This is a genomic window from Glycomyces sambucus (assembly GCF_900102815.1).
GTDB lineage: Bacteria > Actinomycetota > Actinomycetes > Mycobacteriales > Micromonosporaceae > Glycomyces > Glycomyces sambucus.
This window is the reverse complement of the sequence record NZ_FNGF01000004.1, coordinates 387,160-405,571: the sequence shown is the minus strand read 5'-3', so window position 1 is coordinate 405,571 and position 18,412 is coordinate 387,160. Positions and strand designations below refer to the sequence as shown.

Annotated in this window: 21 protein-coding genes; 16 read left to right on the top strand and 5 right to left on the bottom strand. The window is 71.9% G+C overall.

Features of this window, described 5'->3' with window-relative positions:
* Window positions 1-128 precede the first annotated feature (128 nt).
* Together BLS99_RS14400 and BLS99_RS14395 are read left to right on the top strand one after the other, a co-directional pair.
* A complete protein-coding gene (locus tag BLS99_RS14400) occupies window positions 129-1,112 on the top strand; it encodes a hypothetical protein (RefSeq protein WP_143034807.1) in 984 nt (327 codons plus the stop codon).
* Window positions 1,113-1,327: 215 nt separating this feature from the next.
* Window positions 1,328-2,578: a hypothetical protein gene (locus tag BLS99_RS14395; RefSeq protein WP_091050824.1), complete on the top strand. Its 1,251-nt coding sequence runs from the start codon at window positions 1,328-1,330 to the stop codon at window positions 2,576-2,578.
* A 54-nt stretch (window positions 2,579-2,632) separates the two neighbouring features.
* On the opposite strand, the gene BLS99_RS14390 is transcribed toward BLS99_RS14395, so the two are convergent.
* Entirely contained in the window at window positions 2,633-4,117 is a 1,485-nt protein-coding gene (locus tag BLS99_RS14390) for a serine/threonine-protein kinase (protein ID WP_091050821.1), read from the bottom strand.
* A gap of 210 nt (window positions 4,118-4,327) precedes the next feature.
* On the opposite strand from BLS99_RS14390, the gene BLS99_RS14385 reads away from it, so the two are divergent.
* Both BLS99_RS14385 and nhaA read left to right on the top strand, forming a co-directional pair.
* A complete protein-coding gene (locus tag BLS99_RS14385) occupies window positions 4,328-5,206 on the top strand; it encodes an alpha/beta fold hydrolase (protein WP_091050818.1) in 879 nt (292 codons plus the stop codon).
* A 91-nt stretch (window positions 5,207-5,297) separates the two neighbouring features.
* Window positions 5,298-6,665, top strand: coding sequence for a Na+/H+ antiporter NhaA (nhaA, locus tag BLS99_RS14380; RefSeq protein ID WP_218126505.1), 1,368 nt, complete (start codon window positions 5,298-5,300; stop codon window positions 6,663-6,665).
* Between the two features lie 2 nt (window positions 6,666-6,667).
* Here nhaA and BLS99_RS26265 read toward each other — a convergent pair whose 3' ends face one another.
* Window positions 6,668-6,817, bottom strand: coding sequence for a hypothetical protein (locus BLS99_RS26265; RefSeq protein ID WP_176953364.1), 150 nt, complete (start codon window positions 6,815-6,817; stop codon window positions 6,668-6,670).
* 220 nt (window positions 6,818-7,037) lie between these two features.
* On the opposite strand from BLS99_RS26265, the gene BLS99_RS14375 reads away from it, so the two are divergent.
* The 5 genes from BLS99_RS14375 to BLS99_RS14355 all read left to right on the top strand — a co-directional run bounded on the left by BLS99_RS14375 (window position 7,038) and on the right by BLS99_RS14355 (window position 9,955).
* Window positions 7,038-7,715, top strand: a complete 678-nt coding sequence (locus tag BLS99_RS14375) for a hypothetical protein (RefSeq protein WP_091050815.1) — start codon at window positions 7,038-7,040, stop codon at window positions 7,713-7,715.
* 242 nt (window positions 7,716-7,957) lie between these two features.
* Window positions 7,958-8,359 (top strand): hypothetical protein, encoded by a 402-nt coding sequence (locus BLS99_RS14370; RefSeq protein WP_218126504.1) that lies wholly within the window; start codon window positions 7,958-7,960, stop codon window positions 8,357-8,359.
* Entirely contained in the window at window positions 8,356-8,778 is a 423-nt protein-coding gene (locus BLS99_RS14365; protein ID WP_091050808.1) for a MerR family transcriptional regulator, read from the top strand. Before BLS99_RS14370 ends, BLS99_RS14365 begins: the two co-directional genes overlap by 4 nt.
* 13 nt (window positions 8,779-8,791) lie before the next feature.
* Complete coding sequence (locus BLS99_RS14360; protein WP_091050804.1) at window positions 8,792-9,124, top strand: YnfA family protein; 333 nt, start codon at window positions 8,792-8,794, stop codon at window positions 9,122-9,124.
* A 42-nt stretch (window positions 9,125-9,166) separates the two neighbouring features.
* Window positions 9,167-9,955 carry a sulfite exporter TauE/SafE family protein gene (locus BLS99_RS14355; RefSeq protein ID WP_218126503.1) on the top strand — a complete coding sequence of 263 codons (789 nt, stop codon included), beginning with the start codon at window positions 9,167-9,169 and terminating at the stop codon, window positions 9,953-9,955.
* A gap of 36 nt (window positions 9,956-9,991) precedes the next feature.
* On the opposite strand, the gene BLS99_RS14350 is transcribed toward BLS99_RS14355, so the two are convergent.
* A complete protein-coding gene (locus BLS99_RS14350) occupies window positions 9,992-10,351 on the bottom strand; it encodes an ArsR/SmtB family transcription factor (RefSeq protein WP_091050801.1) in 360 nt (119 codons plus the stop codon).
* Between the two features lie 110 nt (window positions 10,352-10,461).
* Between BLS99_RS14350 and BLS99_RS14345 the strand changes: the two genes are divergently transcribed.
* The gene (locus tag BLS99_RS14345) at window positions 10,462-11,967 is read left to right on the top strand and encodes an FAD-dependent oxidoreductase (protein ID WP_091050798.1); all 1,506 of its coding nucleotides are present in this window, start codon (window positions 10,462-10,464) and stop codon (window positions 11,965-11,967) included.
* Between the two features lie 102 nt (window positions 11,968-12,069).
* Here the strand turns inward: BLS99_RS14345 and BLS99_RS14340 are convergent, their stop codons facing one another.
* Window positions 12,070-12,717 carry an arsenate reductase ArsC gene (locus tag BLS99_RS14340; RefSeq protein ID WP_091050794.1) on the bottom strand — a complete coding sequence of 216 codons (648 nt, stop codon included), beginning with the start codon at window positions 12,715-12,717 and terminating at the stop codon, window positions 12,070-12,072.
* Between the two features lie 219 nt (window positions 12,718-12,936).
* Here BLS99_RS14340 and BLS99_RS14335 point away from each other — a divergent pair, with 219 nt between their 5' ends.
* The 6 genes from BLS99_RS14335 to BLS99_RS14315 all read left to right on the top strand — a co-directional run bounded on the left by BLS99_RS14335 (window position 12,937) and on the right by BLS99_RS14315 (window position 17,745).
* Complete coding sequence (locus BLS99_RS14335; protein ID WP_091050791.1) at window positions 12,937-13,308, top strand: ArsR/SmtB family transcription factor; 372 nt, start codon at window positions 12,937-12,939, stop codon at window positions 13,306-13,308.
* A complete protein-coding gene (gene arsB / locus BLS99_RS14330) occupies window positions 13,305-14,387 on the top strand; it encodes an ACR3 family arsenite efflux transporter (RefSeq protein ID WP_091050788.1) in 1,083 nt (360 codons plus the stop codon). Before BLS99_RS14335 ends, arsB begins: the two co-directional genes overlap by 4 nt.
* 41 nt (window positions 14,388-14,428) lie before the next feature.
* Window positions 14,429-14,839 (top strand): arsenate reductase ArsC, encoded by a 411-nt coding sequence (locus BLS99_RS14325; protein ID WP_091050784.1) that lies wholly within the window; start codon window positions 14,429-14,431, stop codon window positions 14,837-14,839.
* 174 nt (window positions 14,840-15,013) lie between these two features.
* Complete coding sequence (locus BLS99_RS26260; protein ID WP_176953363.1) at window positions 15,014-15,181, top strand: hypothetical protein; 168 nt, start codon at window positions 15,014-15,016, stop codon at window positions 15,179-15,181.
* 71 nt (window positions 15,182-15,252) lie between these two features.
* Window positions 15,253-16,401: a YcaO-like family protein gene (locus BLS99_RS14320; protein WP_218126502.1), complete on the top strand. Its 1,149-nt coding sequence runs from the start codon at window positions 15,253-15,255 to the stop codon at window positions 16,399-16,401.
* A gap of 3 nt (window positions 16,402-16,404) precedes the next feature.
* Window positions 16,405-17,745 carry a TfuA-like protein gene (locus tag BLS99_RS14315; RefSeq protein ID WP_091050781.1) on the top strand — a complete coding sequence of 447 codons (1,341 nt, stop codon included), beginning with the start codon at window positions 16,405-16,407 and terminating at the stop codon, window positions 17,743-17,745.
* Window positions 17,746-17,802: 57 nt separating this feature from the next.
* Here the strand turns inward: BLS99_RS14315 and BLS99_RS14310 are convergent, their stop codons facing one another.
* Window positions 17,803-18,339, bottom strand: a complete 537-nt coding sequence (locus BLS99_RS14310; protein WP_091050778.1) for an alpha/beta hydrolase — start codon at window positions 18,337-18,339, stop codon at window positions 17,803-17,805.
* Window positions 18,340-18,412: the final 73 nt, after the last annotated feature.

Sequence of the window (18,412 nt, the reverse complement as noted above, 5' to 3'; positions counted from 1 at the left end):
TGTGCCAACTCTGGTGCCATGCAGAATTCGATAGGACAAGGGCTTTCGGCATCCGCTGGCGCTGTCGGTGCGCGGGGTTACAGTTCCCAAGCCCATCACTCTGCTCGATTCAGTTGGAAGTTCCGTCCATGCCTTTCACCTCTCCTGACCGGCCGTATGATGTCGCCGCGCTCTGGCCCGCGCTCGCGCCCCTCGCCCGCACCGCGATTCGTCTGCATCCGCGCTGGGGCAGGCCGACTGCTGATCAGTCCTCCATCGGCGGGCCGCTGCTGTGGCCCCTGGACGAGCCGTGGCCCACGTGCACCGCCCCGCATGAATGGGACGTGCTCGCCACCTTGGACGAAGTAGCCGAACACCGCCGCATCATGGCGAGGGCCTGGGGACCCGACGGTGCGGGCCCGCTCAACTTCTCCACCGAGGACAAGGCCCGCCGTGATCTGATCAACGAGACACAGACCGACCGCACCCGACGGACCGAGGCCCTGGCCGAGCCGGCGGCGCTCCTGCCCATCGCGCAGCTGTTCACCCGCGACGTCCCCGGGCTGCCGCTGCGCGACCGGTTCGACCTCCTCCAAGTGCTCTGGTGCCCGTTCGACCACGCGAAGGACTACCAGCCCGCCGTCCAGCTGCGCTGGCGCAACACGGCCGATCAACCCATGACCGCCGCGCTACCTCCGGGGGACACCCTGGTGGGCTTCGAGGACTACGTGCCGAACCCCTGCACCGTCGCCCCGGAGCCGGTGATCGAGTACCCCGACTACGACCTCCTCCCTCCCGGCCTCGCCGACCGCATTCAGGCGTACGGACGCGTCACCGACGACTTCTCCTATCGCGAGCTCGCGGTGGCGCCCGGCTGGAAAGTGAGCGGGCACGGCAGCTTGTGGATGCTGATCGACGGCTTCGAGGTGCGATGCGAGTGCGGCGCCGAAGCGAAGCCGCTGTTGAACGCCGCCTCCCGCAGGGCGGGGTCGGGGGCCCCGCACTGGATACCGGTCGAGGACGGCGATCGGCTGGAGGACGCTGTCGAGATTGTCATCGGCCGCGGCGCCGACCTCCAGATCTTCCACTGCGGCACCGATCCGACCCATGCACCCGTGGTCGAAATGGTCTGACCTACGCACCCGGTACTCACTGCCCCACAACCGAAGACAGGAACTCCCACCGTGAGGCCGCGCCTACCTGCGTGGGCGCGGAGTCGCCGTGTTCCCTTCCGGCAGAAACTAGTAGCGGCGACCCACGGGCCTGACTGGGCCGCGCCGCGTTCGGTGGGCTTGCTCGATGCGCCGTTTCTGGGAGCATGTACGTTGTGCGCCCTATTCTCACCCGTTTGCTCCGGCTGCTGCGGGCGGTCGTCGTCACCGCCGCCGGGCTCTTGTCCGCGAACTACGTGATCCCGGGGTTCACACTCCCCACCGAACCCGAAGCCCTGCTCACCGTGGTGCCGCTCGCGACCGGCCTGGTGCTCCTCAGCGCCTGGCCGTTCCTTGCGCTGCAACGGCGCTGGGTGGAACCGAAGCGCCGCGCCGACTGGCAGCGCATGATGGCGTCTGCCGAGGACGCCTGGTCTTCGCCGCACGAGTCGGTGCTGTGGCGCTGGGTCCTGATGAGCTGGACGCTCACCGCCTTGTGGATCCTCGGTCCGGTCCCGCTCGCCATGTTCGGCGCTTCCCAGGTCGCCGTCCGCCTGGGCTGGCCGTCGACGGCGGGCGGACCCGTCGCGGCCAGCATCGCGGGCCTCATCGTCGCGCTGCTGGCGAAACTCGCCTACCAGCTCGCGAACACCGACGGGCGCCGCGCGGTCCTGCTCGGCCTGTTCAGCGCCGCTTCGGCATGGGCGGGTCTCGTCGCGGCTTCACGACTGGTCGACGGGGTCCGTCTCGGCACGGCGGACCTCCAGCAGACCCTGCTGACGGCCGGAATCGCGGCCGTCGTGTTCTTCGCGCTGCCCAAGGCCGCCGTGGTCCGGCTCGGAGGCGACGTCGAATGGGCGAAGGCGATGGCGCTCGGCGGGCACCGGTACTGGACGTCGGGGATCACGGTGTTCGGCACCTGGTACAGCCTCGCGGCCTCGTTCCTGGGCGGGGCGTTCCTGCTGTGGCTCGCGACCTGGTTCGCTCCCAACGTGCTGCCGATCCCGCTGCGCTTCGACGGTTTCTGGTCGCTCGTCGCGGCGGCCGCGCTGGTCACGGCCGCGCGCGTCCCCGTGATCTTCCTCGCCCGCTGGATCGGCGACCTGCCCGCGATGTACTCGGGCCAGCGCTATCTCCGCGTCAATCCGCTGACCGGACGCGTCGACGAACGGCTGCGCGCCCAGGGCCGGCGCCGCCGCGAGACCGTCGAAGCCCCGCCGTACGAAGGCCAGCACGCCACGCACGTCACCCACACCTCCGGGTGGGGCGGCGGCACATGGACGACCTTCGTCTCACGCTTCGGGGCGGCGATCGAGGCGGGCTACGGCATGTGGACGTTCCGGCAGACCGAATGGAGGGAGACGAGCAGTTCCAGCGGTGCGTCCGGAAGCGGCCACTCCGCGACGTCCGGTGCCAGCGGCAGCTACCTCGCGACGCTGTCCTGGTGACGACCCGACACGGTCGGTTTCATCCTGGCGGCGGTCTCGCTCAGGGCAGATCGTCTACGGGTGGGTGCGGCACCAGTTGCGGGTCGCGGGCAGCATCACGTACACGAACCCGGCGATCGCAACGATGGTGGCGGCGGAGGCGTAGAAGTACAACAGGAGTGAGAGCAGCGTTTCGACTGGATCGTTGCTGTCGAGGGGGAAGTCGGCGCCGGTCAGCGACGCCTGCAGCGGGATCGTCATGGCCTGCAGTGCCGCCACCGCGGTTGCCGCGGCTATGAGGCCGACTCCGGCCGTGCGGCGCTGGAGGAGCCACCGGTTCCCGACCATGACCGTGGCGATCGAGGCGGCGGCGAGCACGATGTTGACCGCGATCACCGCTTTCGGCGAGCCGGGCGCACCGAGTGAGAGGACGCCGGCGGCGAGGACGCAGACGAAGCCGGGCAGGCACCACCACGCGAGGCGTCGCGCCCTTCGGACCGTTCGCGGCGGAGCTTCCGGTCCGGTGCGATGCGGGCCCTGGGGGATAGGAGCACGCCGCCGCTGTTCGGGCGGCCGGGTCGCAGACGGGGACGGCGTCTCCGCCCATGTCGGCCGGTCAGGGTCGACCACGAGCGTCGGACCGTCGTCGAGGCGTGTCGCGTGCGCGGGGGTGCGCGTCAGCAGCTCGGTGAGTTGCCGGCGCTGCGAGTGCGCGAGCGCCACAACCGGATCCGGCCACGGGTTCGCGGTCGGTTCGAGCCGCCCGATCAGCTCCAGTAGCCCCGCGGGTGTGGGGCGGTCGCGGGGATCGGCGGCAAGGCACGGGGCCACGAGGGCGCGGAGGCGCCCGGGCAGGCCGGAGAGGTCGGGTTCGGCGCGCACGATGCCGGTGAGCACGTGGAAGGTGGCCGGGGCCGCGAACGGACTGGCGCCGCTCGCGGCGGCCGCGAGGACGGAGCCGAGCGCGAACATGTCCGAGGCGGGCGTCAGGGGACGGGACTCGACCTGCTCGGGCGACATGAACTCGGGCGTGCCGATCACGCCGCCGGTGCGGGTGAGATCGGTTCCGGTGCGGGCAAGGGCGCGGGCGATGCCGAAGTCGATGACGCGGGGACCGTCTCCGGTGAGGATGACGTTGCCGGGCTTCAGATCGCGGTGGACGATACCGGCGCGGTGGATCTCGGCCAGCGCGGTGGCGAGCCCGGCAGCGAGGCGCACCAGCGCCTCCTCCGGCAGGCCCCCGGTCTTCTCGGTCGCCTCTCGCAGCGTCGGTCCGAGGAGGAATTCGGAGGCCATCCACGGTGTCGGGCTCTCGGAATCGGCATCGAGCACGGCTGCGGTGTAGCCGCCGGAGACCTGTTGCGAGGCGGCGACCTCCTCACGGAACCTGGCCCGGAAGCCCGCATCGGCGACGTGCATGCCGTGAATGACCTTGACCGCCGCCCACCGACCGTCCGGTCCGTACCCGAGGAAGACCCGGCCCATCGCCCCCTGTCCCAGCTCGGCGATGACGCGGAACCCACCGAACTGGTGGCGCTCTGTCGGGGGCAAGGGGCGCACAGGACCTCCGGAACGGTGTCGAGCCCGCCCGCAGCTCCGGCCGACTCATCCGGGCCATTCTACGGATCTCTTTCAATGCCAGGCAAAGTCGCCGCAGTCGGCGAGGCTCGTCACGTCGGCGGCTCCGCTGGGGGTACGGTGTGTCCTGGTGTGCCGGGAAGTCTGGTCGGCGAAGTGCGTTGTCCTTCGTCGTGATCGGAGCCCGGTTCTGTGCGCAGCCTCTACAAGTCCGATGCGGGTCGCCGCATCATCCAGCACTGGTGCCGCGCCCGCCTCGGCGAGTGGTCCGTCCCGCACCGCACCGACCGTGTGCCCGTCGACGGATCGTCGGCCCACCTGACCTTCATCGGTGACGGCCCGGCGCGGGTGGTGTTCGTGCCCGGCACCAACTTCAACGCCGCGACCTGCACGGGTGTGGCCGAGGCGCTGGGCGCGCGGTGGGCGACGATGGTGGTGGACATGCCCGGCCAGCCAGGACTGTCGACCGGCGAGCGCCCCCGGCGCCCGCTCGCGCCCCGTCCGTACGCCCAGTCCTGGTACGGCGAGACGCTGTCGAAGATCCTCAAGCTCACCGCCGTCCGCGACGCGGTCGTGGTCGGCAACTCGCTGGGCGCGGCGATCGCCCTCAGCTGCGATTCTCCGTGCATCGCCGCCCGTGTCCTGTCCTCCCCGGGCGGCATCGTCCCCCTGCGCACCGACCCACTGCTGATGCGCCGGTCCCTGGCATGGCTCGCGAGCCCGTCGCCGGAGCGCACGCGCGCCCTGCTCGACCTGTTCTGCGCCCCCGGTTCGGCGCCCGCGCCGACGACGGTCGAGTGGATGGCGCTGGTCGCGCGCTACTGCCGCACCACGCTCGCCCCCGCGCCCCTGCGTTCCGCCGATCTCCAGCGCTGGCGGGGCACGCCGCTGGTGGCCGCGGTGGGTGAGCACGACCGGTTCCTGCCCGCCGACCGCCTGGCGCCGGCCGTCGAGTCGGCCTTCGGCCGGGAGCTGCGGATCCTGCCCGGAGTGGGGCATCTGGCGGTGGAGGAGCGGCCAGGCGACGTCGTCGCCCTCGTGCAGGAGGCCCTGGGCCTGGTCGGCGCGTGATCGGAGGGCCGCCGTTCGGGTAGGGTGGCGTCTGGTGTGCCGGGAAGGCTGGTCGGCGAGTCCTGTCAGCGACCCCGGAACGGAGCCGCCCGTGCCCACTGCCGCCAAAGAACCCTGGAAGTCCCCGCTCTGGCGGTCCGCGCCCTCGTTCCTGTACTCGCGCAAGCCTCTGGCGCGGTACGTGGGGCGCCCTGCCGCGGAGTTCCTGAAGATCGAGCCGGCCGCCGGCGTGGTCCTGGTCGTGTGCGCGGTGATCGCCCTGGCCTGGGCGAACTCGCCGTGGTCGGCCTCGTACTCGGCGGTGTGGGGCCTGGACATCTCGCTGCACGTCGGCTCCTTCGAACTGCACCACACGCTCAAGGACTGGATCAACGACGGCCTCATGGCCGTCTTCTTCTTCGTGGTCGGCATGGAGATCAAGGCCGAGATCGTCTCCGGCGAGCTGCGCCGACCGCGGAACGCGGTCGCGCCGGTGGCCGGGGCGATCGGCGGCATGGCCGTGCCCGCGCTCGTCTACGCCGCCATCAACGCCGGCGGCCCCGGCGCCGGCGGCTGGGGCATCCCCATGGCGACCGACATCGCCTTCGCCGTGGGCGTCCTCGCCCTGTTCGGGCCCCGGATCCCCTCGGCCGCGAAGGTCTTCCTGCTGACGCTTGCGATCGTGGACGACCTCGGTGCGATCGCAGTCATCGCCCTCTTCTACACCGACGACCTGTCGCTGCCCTGGCTCGCCGCCGCCGGCGCGCTCCTCGCCCTCGCGGTCGGCCTGCGGCTGCTGAACGTCTGGTCGGCGCCGGTCTACCTCATCGTCGGCATCGCCCTCTGGCTGGCGACGCTCGAATCCGGCGTCCACGCCACCATCGCCGGGGTCGCGATGGGCCTGATCATCTCGGCCAAGCCGCTCCTGGACCCCGCAGTGGCCCATGCCGAAGCGCAGGAACTCGCCAAGGACGGACTGACCGTCGCCGAGACCGAGCGCCTGGTGCGGCTGACCCGCGACGCGCAGCCGCCTGCTCACCGGCTTCAGCACGCCCACCACCCGTTCTCCTCGTTCGTGGTGCTGCCCCTGTTCGCGCTCGCCAACGCCGGAGTCGCGCTCTCGGGCGACCTCATGGCGACCGCGGCGGCCTCGACGGTGACGATCGGGATCGTGCTCGGGCTCGTGGCGGGCAAGACCCTCGGCATCACCGCCGCGGTCTGGATCGCCGTCAAGACCGGCGCCGGAAGGCTCCCCACCGGCACCACCTGGCCCCTGCTGACCGGCATCGCCGCCGTGGCCGGCATCGGCTTCACCGTGGCCCTCTTCATCACCGAACTCGCCTTCAGCGGCTCCGAGACCGCCCTGCTCACCGACGAGGCCAAGATCGGCGTCCTCGCCGGATCGGTCCTCGCCGCACTCACCGGCAGCCTCCTCCTCGCCCGCCGTCGGCCCCTGGACCAGGAGGAACCGGAGAGGTGACGCTACCGGTCTTGCCCGCTCCCCGCTTCGGGGAGGACTGCGAGGAACGGTCGGTCGCCGGCGGTCGCGAGCGACCACATGACGATCGCGGCGCACGCGGCGAAGACCATGCCGCCGGCGGCCCATGCGCGCTTCTGCGGACTGGTGGTCACGGCCTCGCCCCTCTCCGTCTGGATCCGCCCAATGTAGAAGTCCGGCGGACGGGAGGCGGGCGAATGCGAGAAACGGGCGAATTCGGGTCTCCAGGGGTCGTAGGCTCTGGTTCCTCGGCGACCGCCGGCGCCGTTCGAAGGAGCCGTCAGATGGCGCGCCAGACCGGCCGGCCCGTACCTCGGCCGAGGCCGCGCACGGCGTGATCTGGGAAGGGGCCGCATGGGCGAGGACTGGAAGCTGCCGTCCTGGATGGACCTGGTGCTGACGATCGTCATGGCGCTGGCGGCCGTCGGCACCGCCTGGTCCGGGTTCCAGAGCGCGAAGTGGAGCGGATACCAGGCGATCTCGTTCGCCGAGGCCGGTGCGGCGCGTACCGAGTCGGCGAAGGCCGCCACCGACGCGGGCCAGGACCGGCTCAAGGACCTGGTCGCCTACACCTCCTGGATCGGCGCACTCCAGGAGGAGATCATCGCCGGCACCTCGCCCCGCCCGAACGGCGACTACGCGCCGGACCCCGACGAGGTCTCGGGCTTCCTGTACGAGCGGTTCCGTCCCGAGTTCAAGCCCGCCGTCGACGCGTGGATCGCGACGCATCCCCTGGTCGATCCGGCCGCGCCCGCCACCCCGTTCGACATGCCCGAGTACGCGCTGGAATCGGAGGCGCTCGCCGCCGACCTCGTGGCGAAGGCCGAGGCCGCCACCGCCGAGGCCCAAGCGGACAACCAGCGCTCGGACAACTACGTGTTCATGGCCGTGGTCCTGGCCCTGGCGCTGTTCTTCGCTGGCGTCGCCGGCCGCATGCGTACGCGCCGCTCGCAGTGGATCCTCTCGGGCGCCGCGGTCGTCACGTTCCTGGGCGCCGCGATCGTGATCCTCGCGCTGCCGAAGACGTTCTGAAAGGGACGGTGACGACAGGCTCCACCGCCCCGCAGGGGTCACCCGCTTGAACTCACGCGGGCGACGGTGTTCCGAAGACGCGGGTCTTGAGCCAGCCCTTGAGATCGTCGCGGCGGAAGATGTCGAGCAGCGCGAGGGCGCGTATTCCCTGGGACCTGGGACTCCTCGGGTTGCATCCGGTACCCGGGTCCGGGTTTAGCGTTGAGGCAGCAGGGCCGGGCAGTGCGAGCGGGAGGCAGTCCATGACGACATCACCGATCCCTACGGACGGGACGTCCGGCACCGAGCGGGCGCGGACCGCGCGGGCGGTGTCGTTGGGCTGGGTGCCGGTGGAGGCGTGCCGCCTGCCGGTCGCGGACCAGCCGATGCGCCTGGCGGCGTTCGAGTCCCTGTTCGCCGACGCGGTGACCGGTGTCGAGCGCGTCGGTGCGCACCTGCTCCGGCTCGCCCTCGCACCCGACCCGGCCTTCGCGGCGCGGACGGCGGAACTGGCGGTGCGTGAGGCGGATTGCTGCGGGTTCTTCACGTTCACGCTCACCGCGGCCCAAGGGACGCTGGCGCTGGAGGTCGCAGTGCCGCCCGAGCGCGCCCACGTCCTCGACGGGATCGCCGCCCAGGCCGAAGCCGCGAAGGCGCGGCCGTGAACGTGCTGCTGAGCGTGGGCGAGGTCGCCGCGGTTTCCGGGGTGGGGCGCGAGACGCTGCGGTACTACGAGCGGCGCGGCCTCATCGCCCCCGAGGACCGCACCCTCGGCGGCCACCGCCGCTACCCGGCCGCGGTCGTGGCGCGGCTGCGGGCGATCAAAGCCGCCCAGCGCCTGGGCTTCACGCTCGACGAGATCACCGGTCTGCTCGGAGCCGGCCGGTCCGTCCCCGGTCTCCACGAGCACGCCCGCGCCAAGCTCGCGGACGTTCGCGAGCGCCTCGCCGAACTCGAAGCGGTCGCGGGTCTGCTCGAAGCAGCGGTGTCTGCCGGCTGCGACGACCTCGCCTCGTGCGCCCACGACCCGGCGTGCCCGATCCCCTTCACAGCAGCGCTTCCGGCTCCTGGCTCGCGATCCTGATAGGTTCGCGCGCATGGACACCGCCCGCTCGATCAGCTTGTTCCTGCTCGCCGCCGTCGCCGAGATCGGCGGCGCGTGGCTCATCTGGCAGGGCCTGCGCGAGCACAAAGGGGTCCTGTGGATCGCCGCCGGGGTGATCGCGCTGGGTGCGTACGGGTTCGTCGCCGCGTTCCAGCCCGACCCGAACTTCGGGCGCATCTTGGCCGCCTACGGCGGGATCTTCGTGGCCGGGTCGCTCGCCTGGGGCATGGTCGTCGACGGCTTCCGCCCCGACCGGTGGGACGTCATCGGCGCCGCGATCTGCCTCGTCGGCGTCGCCGTCATCATGTACGCACCGCGCGGGTGAGGAGGCGCGCGCCTATTCCTACCGCATGGGTAGAGTTAGCGTGTGCTCGACTCCGTGCTCGACCGCGATCTGCTGCTCGGCTTCGCGGCCGGGCTCGCGATCGCCGTCGTGACCGCTCCGGCCGGCGTCTCCGGCGCGGTCTTCCTGCTGCCGGTCCAACTCAGCGTCCTCCACGTGCCGAACCCGGCGGTCACCCCGACCAACCTGCTGTACAACGTGATCGCCGGCCCCGGCGCGCTCGCCCGGTACGCCCGGAGCGGATCGCTCCGCTCGCCGCTGGCGGGCCTGCTGGTCGCCGGGACGCTGCCGGGCGTGGTCATCGGCGCGGCCGTCCGCGTGCACCTCGTCGCCGACGCGGACCTGTTCCGCCTGTGCGCGGCCGCGGTCCTCGGGCCGCTGGGGGTGTGGCTGCTGCTGCCGCGGCGCGAAGCCGCGGCGACCCGGACCGGGTTGCGGCGCAACGCGATCCTGGCGCTGGCGTTCGCCGCGGGGTGCGTGGGCGGGGTGTACGGCATCGGCGGCGGCTCGCTGCTGAGCCCGGTCCTGGTCGGCACGGGCCTGTCGGTCGCGGTCGTGGCCCCGGCGGCGCTGCTGTCGACGTTCCTCACCTCGATCGCCGGATGCGTCGCGTACGCGGTCCTGAGCCTGACCGCGCCGGGCGACGTCGCCCCGCTTTGGCCCCTCGGCATCGCCTGCGGCCTGGGCGGACTCGTCGGCGGTTACGCCGGCGCCGCCCTGCAGCCGCGCCTGCCCGAACGGCTCCTGCGCCGCCTCCTCGGCGCGCTCGCGATCGGCCTCGCGGCGCTTTACGCGGCCCAGAGCCTCACCTGACCGGGCGCGCGTTTCTGAGGGCCCCTGCGAAGCGGTTCAGTCGCAGCAGGTGTCTTCCACTGGGGTCGAGAGTCCGGCGAGGGCGCGCAGGGGCGCGGAGAACGCCTCGCAGCACAGGGAGTAGACGTTGCTGCGGCCCTTGGGGGTCACGGAGACGAGGCCGAGTTCGCGCAGGGGCGCGAGGTGGTGGGAGACGAGCGTCTGGGCGAGGCCGGTGGCGTCGGTCAGCTCGCGGACGGTGCGGGAGTGCTCGGAGAGCAGGAGGACGATCGCGAGTCGGTTCTCGTCGGCGAGGGCCTTGAACTGGGGTGCGAGGTTCTTGGCGTGCTCGATCACCGAGTCGTCCGAGTGCCCGGTGGTCACGTCGGTCAGAGTGAGTTCGATCGTGCGGCTCATGCATCTATTAAACCACAGAACTTGCTATCAACAGTATTTGCTGATATTAGTTAAGTCAGCTCATGTGATCGCGAGGAGCGCGACCCACCTGATCGATCTCGGAGGAGACCATGTCAACTGCCACCAGCCCCCAGGTCCGGACCGTCGCGGTCATCGGCGCGGGCCCGGTCGGCCTCGCCGCCGCCGCGCACCTGGTCGAGCGCGGGCTCACCCCGATCGTCCTCGAAGCCGGGGACGGTCCGGGCGCGGCCATCGGCCAGTGGGGTCACATCCGCCTGTTCTCGCCCTGGCGCTTCGACATCGACCCCGCCGCCCGCCGCCTGCTCGAAGCGACCGGCTGGACGGCCCCCGACCCCGAGCGCCTGCCGACCGGCGCGGAGCTCATCGCCGACTACCTTGCGCCCTTGGGGAAGGTCCTGGACGAGCACGTCCGCTACGGCGCCCGCGTGGTCGGCGTCGCCCGCCTGGGCGTGGACAAGACGAACACCGTCGACCGCGACGGCCGCCCCTACCTGCTGCGCACCGTCACCGACGCCGGCGAGACCGAGGACGTGATCGCCGACGCGGTCATCGACGCCTCCGGGGTGTGGGCCCACCGCAACCCGCTCGGCGCCCACGGCCTGGCCGCCGCAGGGGAGCGCGCCGACGCGCCGTGGCAGGCCGGGCCGCTGCCCGACGTGCACGGCGCGGACCGCGACCGCTTCGCGGGCAAGCGGACCCTCGTCGTCGGCGCCGGGCACTCCGCCGCCAACACGCTCCTGCTGCTGGCCGAACTCGCCGAGACCGAGCCGGGCACGACGGTCATGTGGGCGATCCGGGGCACCGACCCCGGCAAGGTCTACGGCGGCGGCTCGGCCGACGCGCTCCCCGCGCGCGGCACCATCGGCACCCGCCTGCGCGGGCTCGTCGAGTCCGGCGCGGTCGAGCTGGTCACCGGGTTCACCATCCGCTCCTTCACCACCCGCGCGGACGGGTCGGTGGCGATCCACGGCTCCACCGGGAGCCTGGCGGTGGAGATCGAGGTCGACCAGGTCGCGGCCGCGACCGGGTTCCGCCCCGATCTGGAGATGCTGCGCGAGGTCCGGCTCGACCTGGACGCGGTGGTGGAGGCGCCCAGCCTGATCGCGCCGCTCATCGACCCGAACTTCCACTCCTGCGGCACCGTCCCCGCCCACGGCGAGGCCCACCTCGCCCAGCCGGACGAGGGGTTCTACATCGCCGGCGTCAAGTCCTACGGCCGCGCCCCGACGTTCCTGCTCGCCACCGGGTACGAGCAGGTCCGCTCGATCGCCGCCGCCCTCGCGGGGGACCGCGAGGCGGCCGAGCGGGTCGAACTCGACCTGCCCGAGACCGGTGTCTGCTCCTCGTCCCGGGCACTGGAGGCCACCAGCATCGCCGACGCCGCCGAGGCGTCCGGGTGCTGCGGCACCGGCGCGGACGCGGCGGGTGAGGCCGAGTCCGGTTGCGGCACTGCGTCCTCGGGCTGTGGGGCGGCGGCGGACGAGGAGCCGGTGACCGTGCCCGCGCGCGGCCTGGCGACCGGAGTCCTGCACGGCCGGGCCGGGCAGCGCACCGAACTCCCGCAGGTCAAGGCCAGCGGCGGGTGCTGCGGCTGACCGATCCCGCGCATAGGCGAGAGGATCGGGGCCGGGACGCGGAGGCGTCCCGGCCCCCTTCCTGTCCGGCGGTGTTGCCGCGCAGGGGACGGGCCGGGCGGTTCAGGGCCGGTCGAGCAGTTCGGCGAGGAGTGCGCGGACGCGGGCGTCGATGTCGCCGCGCAGGGCCCGGGCGAAGTCGAGGTCGGCTCCGGCGGGGTCGTCGAGGTCCCAGTTCAGGTACCGCTTGCCCGGGTAGATCGGGCACGCGTCGCCGCAGCCCATGGTGATCACGACGTCCGAGGCGCGCACGGCCTCGTCGGTGAGCGGTTTGGGGAACTCCTGGGCGATGTCGAGCCCGGCTTCGGCGAGCGCGGCGACCACGGCCGGGTTCACCGATCCGGCGGGGGCCGATCCGGCCGAGCGGACCACGACGCGCCCGGCGGCGTGGTGGGCGAGGAGCGCGGCGGCCATCTGGGAGCGCCCGGCGTTGTGCACGCACACGAACAGCACCTCCGGGACGTCGGAGACTGCGAGCCTGGTGGCTTTCGCGGTGGCGGCCAGGCGTTCGGCGGCGAAGCGCTCGGCCAGGACGTACAGGTGTGTGTGGACGCGGGCGGTCGCGGCCAGCACCAGGTAGGAGTCGTCCAGGCACTCCCGGACCGTCTCGGGGGAGAACGAGGCCGTGAACCGCTCGGTCAGGCGGGCGGCGGAAGTGTCCAGGAGCATCGCCACGGCGGGCGGGATGGTCAGCGCGTCGGCATCGGACATGGCAGGGGTCCCTTCGATCCAGGACACAACAACTTGATGAACATCTAATTAGAGAGACGTCGAACTTGCATCGGCGTGAACATCGGCGGTCATGTGCGCAAACGCCGGGCGAACCCCTGGCATCCGCACCTCGCTCGGTGTCCGAGTCACCCGAGACTCCACCTTCATGACCGGCATGTCCGAGTGGCAGACTGGTTCGATCCTCGTCAAAATAGGCGCATGTCGAAGCAACCCGCCCGGACCCCGCTCCCGCTCGCCCTGGCCGACTGCCACACCCCGCTCGTCGCCGAACCGCTGAGCGCCGACCAGGCCGAGCGCCTCGCGCCCTCGTTCAAGGCCCTCGGCGACCCGGTCCGGCTGCGGCTGCTCTCGCTCATCGCCTCCTTCGAGGGCGGTGAGGCGTGCGTGTGCGACCTGACCGACACGTTCGACGTCTCGGCGCCCACGATCTCTCACCACCTCAAAGTGCTGCGCGAGATCGGCCTGGTCTCCTCCGAGCGGCGCGGCACCTGGGTCTACTACCGCGCCGAGCAGCCCGCCCTCGACCTGCTCTCCACGGTCCTGTCGGTCCCGCAGCAGGCCGGCGCATGACCGCGACCGAAGTCCCCACCGCCGCGGGCGGGCGGCTGTCGACCCTCGACAAGTACCTGCCCGTCTGGATCGGCGCCGCCATGCTCGCCGGGATCGCCCTCGGCCAGTGGATACCAGCGGTGGGCAAGGCGCTGAATGCGATCCAGATCGGTGGCATCAGCCTGCCCATCGCGGCCGGGCTGCTGGTCATGATGTACCCGGTCCTGGCAAAGGTCCGCTACGACCGGCTCGACACCGTCACCGCCGACAAGCGGCTCTTGGCTTCCTCGCTGGTTCTGAACTGGCTTGTCGGGCCCGCGCTCATGTTCGCCCTGGCCTGGGTTTTCCTTCCGGATCTCCCGGAGTTCCGCACGGGCCTGATCATCGTGGGCCTGGCCCGGTGCATCGCGATGGTCATCATCTGGAACGACCTCGCCTGCGGCGACCGCGAAGCCGCCGCCGTCCTCGTCGCACTCAACTCCGTCTTCCAGGTCATCGCGTTCGGCGGCCTCGGCTGGCTCTACCTCGACGCGCTCCCGCGCTGGCTCGGCCTCGACGCCACCGGACTCGACGTCTCCGGCTGGGAGATCGCCGCGAATGTCGCCGTCTTCCTCGGCATCCCCCTCGCCGCCGGATACCTGACCCGGACCCTGGGCGAGCGGCGCAAAGGCAGGGACTGGTACGAGTCGAAGTTCCTGCCGCGCATCGGGCCGTTCGCGCTCCACGGGCTGCTGTTCACGATCGTCGTGCTGTTCGCGCTCCAAGGCGAGGCGATCATCGCCCGGCCCTTGGACGTCGTGCGCATCGCGCTTCCGCTCCTGGCGTACTTCGCGCTCATGTGGGCCGGGTCCTTCCTCCTGGGCAAGGGCATCGGCCTGAACTACGAGCGCACCACGACACTCGCGTTCACCGCTGCGGGCAACAACTTCGAACTCGCCATCGCCGTCGCCATCGCGACCTTCGGCGCCGTCTCCGGCCAGGCCCTCGCCGGCGTCGTCGGCCCCCTCATCGAAGTCCCCGTCCTCGTCGGCCTCGTCTACGTCAGCCTGTGGGCCCGCCGGTTCTTCCGCGCACCCGAACCGCAAGCAGCCCGATCATGACCACCGAACACTCAAGCCCTGCAACGCAAAGGAACACCGCCATGTCCAAGCCGTCCGTGCTCTTCGTCTGCGTCCACAACGCCGGGCGCTCCCAGATGGCCGCCGGGTGGCTCACCCACCTCGCAGGCGACCGCGTCGAGGTCCGCTCCGCCGGGTCCGCCCCGGCCGACCAAGTCAACCCGGCCGCGATCGAGGCCATGAAGGAGGTCGGGATCGACATCTCCGACCAGTCCCCGAAGATCCTCACCGTCGACGCCGTGGAGGCGTCGGACGTGTGCATCACCATGGGCTGCGGCGACGCCTGCCCGATCTTCCCCGGGAAGCGCTACCTCGACTGGAAACTCGACGACCCCGCCGGGCAGGGCGTCGAGGCCGTCCGCCCCATCCGCGACGAGATCAAGACCCGCATCGAGGGCCTGCTCGCCGAACTCTTCCCCGGAGAGCATCAGTGATGGGCGCCAGCGAAATCCGCGAGGTCGGTCCCGAACACGCGACGCGGTGAGCGTTCCTGCCGCTGCCCTGCCTGTGTCTCGCCTTGTCCGCGTCACGTTCCGACACCAGACTTGTCACTGTGGCGGCTGATCGGTAGACAGCCCAGAGTTGGCAGTGGAAGGAACGCGATGTCCATGAGCAGTGTGGAGATGACCGACGAGTTCATCAGTCGCCTCATCGGCGCCGCCGAAGCCCCGGACGGCCCCGTGGCGGACGCGCCCGCCGCCGACCCCGGCGACGGCACGGTGCACGCCATCTCGCAGTGGGCCCACACCCACAGCGACGCCCCCGCCTACACCTGAGCGCCGCCGATCTCCGTGCTCGTGGAGTCCCCCGCTCCACGAGCACCATCGTTCCGTTCCGGGAGGCGCCTGTGCCGCAACTGAAGACCTTCGCCGGCACCCGCCGGACCCGGGACCCGCTCGACACCCTGGAGCGCATCGGCCGCCGCCTGGGCGAGTACGGGATCACCCGCCTTGCCGACGTGACGGACCTCGACGTCATCGGCATCCCGGTGGTGATGGCGGTGCGGCCCCTGGCCACCACCTTGTCGGTCTCGCAAGGGAAGGGCGCGACGCTCACCCATGCCCGGGTCTCCGCGGCCATGGAGGCCGTCGAGCTGTGGCACGCGGAGCACGCCGTGCCGAAGGCGGAGCTGGAAGGCGTCGCCGCGGCGGAACTCGACCTGCCGTACGCCGTCACCGATCTGGAGCAGGTCGACGGCAGCCTCATCACCGACCGCATCCGGCTCGACTGGATCACCGCGGAACTCCTCACCGGCGGCGAGACCCTCGTCCCGCGGGAGTCGGTGCACATCGGCATGACCGGCACGGCCTGGCGCGGCCACCACCTCTCGTCCAGCTCCAACGGACTGGCCTCAGGGAACACCGTGGAAGAGGCCACCGTCCACGCGCTGTACGAGCAGATCGAACGCGACTGCACCGCCGCGCTGGCGCTGCGACCGGTCGGCGAACGCGTCATCGTGGACCCCGAATCGGTCACCGACCCGCACTGCGCCGACCTCATCCGGCGCGTCCGCGCGGCGGGAGGCCGACTGGAGATCGCCGACGCCTCCCTCGCGCGATGGCGAGGGGTCGCGTGCTTTACCTGCCACCTGTGGATGCCGGACATGGGCGCGACGTTCGGCGGGGCGGGGGCGCACGCCTCCCCGGCGATCGCGCTGTCGCGGGCGATCACGGAGGCGGCCCAGTCCCGGCTGACGTTCATCGCCGGCACCCGCGACGACCTCGATCCCCGCGTCTACCGAGGCGGCACCGCCCGGCCGCCGAAGGCGGAACCCGCGACGACGCCGTGGTCCGACCCGGCAGACGCCGACGCCCTCGCCGACACCGACACTGCGGAGATGAACCGCCTGGTCGCACTCATCACCACCGCCACCGGGACCGCACCGATGCGCGTGGACCTGACCCGGCCCGACGCGGGGGAGGACTTCGCGGTGGTCAAGACCGTCAGCCCCGGCCTCGCGTTCCTCTCGCGCCACGAACTCCCGCGCCCGGAGTAGCCGGTGACCGTCCACGTCTTCTGCGGCCCCTCTCTCAGCGCCACCGAGGTTCGCGCCGTGCTGCCCGAGGCGGCGGCGCACCCGCCGATCCGCCACGGGGACGCCCTGCGCCTCGACGCCGGCCCCGGCGATCTGGTGCTCATCGTCGACGGCGTCTTCCACCAGTCGGCCTCGGTGCGCCACAAGGAGATCCTCGCACTCATGGCGGCCGGTGCCACCGTCGTCGGCTGCTCCAGCATGGGCGCGCTGCGCGCCGCCGAACTCGACGCGTACGGCATGGTCGGCGTCGGCGAGGTCTACTGCGGGTACCGCGACGGACGCCGCGACAGCGACGCGGACGTGGCCGTCACCCACACGCAAGGGCCCGAGGCCGAGCCGCTGTCGGCGGCGCTGGTCGACCTGGAGTCCCAGCTCCGCGACGCCCACCTGGCGGGCGCCATCGACGGCACCGAACACGACGCCATCGCCGCCGCGCTCCGCGAGGTGCACTACACCGAGCGCAGCCCCCGCCACCCGGCGGTGCGCAAGGCCCCTGGCATCACGGCCTTCCACTCCTGGCTGGCCGCACATCCCGACCACCGCGGGGCAAAGCACCGCGACGCCCTCACCGCGCTGCGCCTCATCGCCACAGGAGCGATCGAGCCGGCCGTCCCGGGCGCCTGGGTCGAGCAGGCATGGCGGACCGAGCACCTGGCCGAATGGACCGACCGCCATGCCGGTGCAGTCCATGGCGAGCGGCACGTCTCGGTGCTGGCACAGCGCCAGTACCAGCAGATCTTCGACCCCGACTACCCGCAGCGCTGGCGGGCCCGCGTGCTGGCCTGGATCGTTGGTGCGTCCACCATGGACGAATGCACCGCCGCCCAGACGGCGGCAGCGGCCGTGCACGCCGCCGCGGACAGCGGCCTGCGCGTGGAGGATCTGACCGCGGCGCAGCGGCTGCGCTGGCTCACCCCCGCCGAGGACGCCGCACTTGACGCCGAGGAGGCACTGCTGCGCCTGCTGGTCCGCAGCGCCGGCTCGGGCGCGGTCTTCCCCGGACGCGACTGGCCCGCAACGGTATCAGACAGCACCACAGTGGAGCTAAATTCAATGGAGGCGGTTGCGCGGGCCTACGCCGTCAACGACCGCGCCGCCGCCTTCGGTGTCGACGTCCACGGACTGGACGCCGCCGCGGTCGGCCAGTACCTGCGCCGACTCTGGGACCTGGGCGACGCCGCAGCCGCGGAGTGCGACGCCGCGGCCCGCGACCGGGGCTTCCGCGGCTTCGACGGGGCCGTCGGCGTCTGCCGCCAGTTCATCCTGGCCGAAGCCGGCGAGGGCCTGTGGAGGCTCCTGGCCTGAGTCCGTATGCGACCGAGCGGCCTCCGGCGGCACTTCGCGGCTCCTTCGACAGCGAAGTCAAGCGGGCCAGTCGATGTCGTCGAGGAATCCCTCGACGGCCGCGATCATCCGGGTGAGCACGTCGAGCGAGTCCGCGACCGGACCGGGCACGAACATGCCGTGGTCGGCGCCCTCGACCTCGAACAGGTGCGGGGTGAGCCGCGCGGCGGCGGCGCTGTCCCACCAGCGATCGGCCGTGCCTCCCACCAGGAGGAACGGAGCCGGACTCGCCGCGAGGGCGGCGGCGACCCACGGCAGGGTCAGGACCGGTGTCAGCCAGACCGCCGGCAGGCCGCGCTCGGCCGCGAGCGCGGCGCCGTTGGTGCCCAAGGACTTGCCGATGAGCAGCGGCCGCCCGCCGACAGAGTCGACCAGCGGCGCCACCTCACTCGTGACCCAACCCTCGACGCCGGGCTCCGCGGCGTCTTCGGGATCGCTTGACCACCAGTGCCGGTGCACCCGCGCGCCGCGCCGCTCGACGGCCTCGGCGACGTACATGAGCATCCCGGCCCCGGGGCCGAACGCGCCTCCGGGAATCACGATCGCATCCGCCATTCCAGCGAATCTACTCGAACCCGGCTCGGTGGCCCATGTCCTCGCGGCGCTAACGACCGGATGCCGGGCGCAC